This is a genomic window from Thiomonas sp. 13-64-67 (assembly GCF_002282795.1).
GTDB classification, from domain to species: Bacteria; Pseudomonadota; Gammaproteobacteria; order Burkholderiales; family Burkholderiaceae_C; genus Thiomonas; species Thiomonas arsenitoxydans.
This window is the reverse complement of the sequence record NZ_NCKP01000115.1, coordinates 1-2,695: the sequence shown is the minus strand read 5'-3', so window position 1 is coordinate 2,695 and position 2,695 is coordinate 1. Positions and strand designations below refer to the sequence as shown.

Genomic DNA, 2,695 nt, shown 5'->3' with positions numbered 1-2,695 from the left:
CCCGCCCGGCTCGATGGCCGGGCGAATCCCGCAGAAGCAACTTCCAGGAGCAACCACCATGCAAACGACGACCGCCACCTCGCGAGAAATCTTCGGCGAGCCGATCTACAGCTACACCCGTGCCCAGGCCATCGAGGACGGCCAACTGATCGACGTGTCCACCGTTGCCCGCGAGGCCGGCATTGTCTGGCCCGTGGCGCTCACCAGCGCCGCATGGGCCGACTGTGTGGAGTGGACCGACACCACCGAGGCCCGCAAGGGCTACACAGGCCAGAGCGAATCCGGCAGGCTTTGGGATGTGGTCTGGATGCTGAGCCTGGCCGTGCGGGGTGCGCTGCGCCGCGGCCTGGACGCCAGCCAGCAGCCGCTGTTCTACAGCCTGTTGCGCACGCCCACGGCAGGCCGGGGCGTCCAGCCGCGCAAAGTGACGCTCAAGTTCCAGGTCGGGCCGGGCGACGATGGCCGCCCCTGCATCACCGTGATGTTGCCCAGCGAAGACTGAACCCCAGCCCCGGTTTTGCGCCGGGGCATTTCGCCACCTGCTGAATCAGGATGCGGCCCGGCGTGGGCCGCGTCCTTGGAGTCTCCACCATGATGAAATCCCTTCCCCTCACTGCCGCAGCGTTCGCCGTGGCGATGCTCGGCGGCTGCGCCACCAATCCCATGATGGGCGCCGGCACACCCCAGGCCAGCGCCCAGGGCTACACCATCAACGGTGCGCAGTCCGTCCAATCGGTCGAACTCGGCACCGTGTTGGCCGTGCATCCTGTCATCATCGCCGGGCAAAGCTCCGGCGCTGGGGCCATCGGCGGCGCCCTGGCGGGCGGCGCCATCGGCCACCAGATCGGCGGCGGCACAGGGCAGAAACTGGCGACGATTGCCGGAGCGCTGGCCGGCCTCATGGGCGGCCAGACGCTGGAAGGCGCCGCGGCCAAGGAAAACGGCTTGCTGGTGACTGTCAAGCTGGATTCGGGCCAGTTGCTCGCCATCACCCAGGCCGCTGACGTGCAGCTCACCATCGGCGAGCGCGTGCAAGTTCTGATGGACCGCACCGGCAAGGCCCGAGCCTTGCCGCTGGGTTGAAGGAGCCCGCCATGCGCTCACGGATTTTCAAAATCGAACTGCTGTTCGCCTTGGCCGGCCTTGTTCTTGTCGGAGCCTTCGCAGGCCCCGCATGGGCGCTGCTTGGCGCCCTTGCGGGCCTGCTGGCAGGGGCGGCCCTCAAGAAGGGCGCGGGCCTGCTGCTGCTCAAGGCGCTGCGTCAGCCTGCCCTGTGGTTTGCCCTGCTGGGCAGCATCGCAGGCGCCCTGGCGGGCGGCCTGCTCTGGGCGCTGGCCGGCGCCGCCGGCGGCGCCGTCGCCTGGCTGGCCCTGGTTGAGCTTCGCGCCAAACTGCGAGGGGAGGGCTGACCATTGCGCATTGTCCAGCTACCATCGGCATCGGATAACTATTTATCTGGCTCTACCTGCCGAATCCGTAGCCTATGCCCAGCCTTTCCAGCCTCGAAATCAGGCGCCGCCTGTCCGCCTTCGTCAAGCAATGGCAAGGCGCCCACAGCGAGGCCGCTGATGCGAAACTGTTCTGGGCCAAGCTCTACGAATCCGCAGCGACGAAGGGTAAGAAAACAAAGGCGTGACGATGACGGAAGCAAAAATCGTCACGGTGACGGCCGCCAATGGCCAGGACATGACGGCGGACCTAGAAAATTTCGCGCGGTCCATCGGTCTCGATCAGACGGCGCCAGGACGATACAGCATGCTTCTCGTTCTCGGGCTATTCAGCGGTCTGCAGTCTGGCTTTTTGCATCCTGCCAAGGTGATCGACGAGATTAAATCGCTTGAGGGCAAAGGGACACCGAGCCGACTCAAACCACCGATCCAAAACAAGTACCCGCCCTTGAAGGGACTTTGGCACAAGCACTATTTGGCTGGCGGGCTGCGCGGCATGGCTCAAAACCTGAGAAACGGGCTCATCAAAGATGGCTTTCCATGGCTCGATCAGCTCGTCCAAGATGCAGAACGGTCTGGCGAGGAACGGTACATCACTGAGGAACGTGTGAAGATGATCGTCAAGGATGCGGTGCACGACAACTGGTTACGGCGCGCAAGTGCGGCTGAACTCACCGGCGAATGGATCATCTTCGCCAAACACGATGATCGAAACTATTACCTTGCCCTTGCTTCGCACGATCAGTCTGGTCATGACATGCTGCGCAATCAGATCGATGCCTTGTGCTGCCACGAATTCCCATTCCTGAAAGAACTTCTCGATCACGCTTGACGGAAGACGCTTCACCCCGCCCGCCCCAGCCCCTCGATCGTCAACCCGCGCTCGACCGCCTGGCGAATCGCCAGATTGATGACCGCAGCCCTTGACTGGCCGATCTGCCCGGCCAGCTCGTCCACCCGGGCCAGCAGCTCCGGTGCGATGGTGAGCGTGATCTGACGCTTATGGCCCAGCATCACCCCCTTGACCGTCTTCGCCGCGGGCGCCGCATCCGGCGCCCCGCTGATGAACGCTTCGGCCGTGGCCGTCGCCACCTTGCCCTTCGGTTTCACAATCGCCATTGCATTGTCCTTTCAGTCTCGTTCAATCGCGGATTGATATTAAAACAATGCGTTGACGAGGGCCTGCAGCTCATCGACCGCCTTGCGATCCACCGGCTTGGCTTCGAGCACGGACAGCCCCGAGCCCG

The 2,695-nt window shown here is 64.0% G+C and carries 6 protein-coding genes; 5 read left to right on the top strand and 1 reads right to left on the bottom strand.

Features of this window, described 5'->3' with window-relative positions:
• Nucleotides 1-58: 58 nt before the first annotated feature.
• The 5 genes from B7X30_RS15305 (at nt 59) to B7X30_RS15285 (ending at nt 2,280) form a co-directional block, all read left to right on the top strand.
• Entirely contained in the window at nt 59-502 is a 444-nt protein-coding gene (locus tag B7X30_RS15305; RefSeq protein ID WP_286731773.1) for a DUF6573 family protein, read from the top strand.
• Between the two features lie 92 nt (nt 503-594).
• Nucleotides 595-1,083: an outer membrane lipoprotein gene (locus B7X30_RS15300; protein ID WP_286731771.1), complete on the top strand. Its 489-nt coding sequence runs from the start codon at nt 595-597 to the stop codon at nt 1,081-1,083.
• Nucleotides 1,084-1,094: 11 nt separating this feature from the next.
• Nucleotides 1,095-1,409, top strand: coding sequence for a hypothetical protein (locus tag B7X30_RS15295; protein WP_286731770.1), 315 nt, complete (start codon nt 1,095-1,097; stop codon nt 1,407-1,409).
• Nucleotides 1,410-1,483: 74 nt separating this feature from the next.
• On the top strand, nt 1,484-1,636 hold the full coding sequence (locus B7X30_RS15290; protein ID WP_286731769.1) for a hypothetical protein: 153 nt from the start codon (nt 1,484-1,486) through the stop codon (nt 1,634-1,636).
• 2 nt (nt 1,637-1,638) lie between these two features.
• Entirely contained in the window at nt 1,639-2,280 is a 642-nt protein-coding gene (locus B7X30_RS15285; protein WP_286731766.1) for a hypothetical protein, read from the top strand.
• Nucleotides 2,281-2,291: 11 nt separating this feature from the next.
• Here the strand turns inward: B7X30_RS15285 and B7X30_RS15280 are convergent, their stop codons facing one another.
• A complete protein-coding gene (locus B7X30_RS15280) occupies nt 2,292-2,567 on the bottom strand; it encodes a ribbon-helix-helix domain-containing protein (protein ID WP_286731764.1) in 276 nt (91 codons plus the stop codon).
• Between the last annotated feature and the right edge of the window lie 128 nt (nt 2,568-2,695).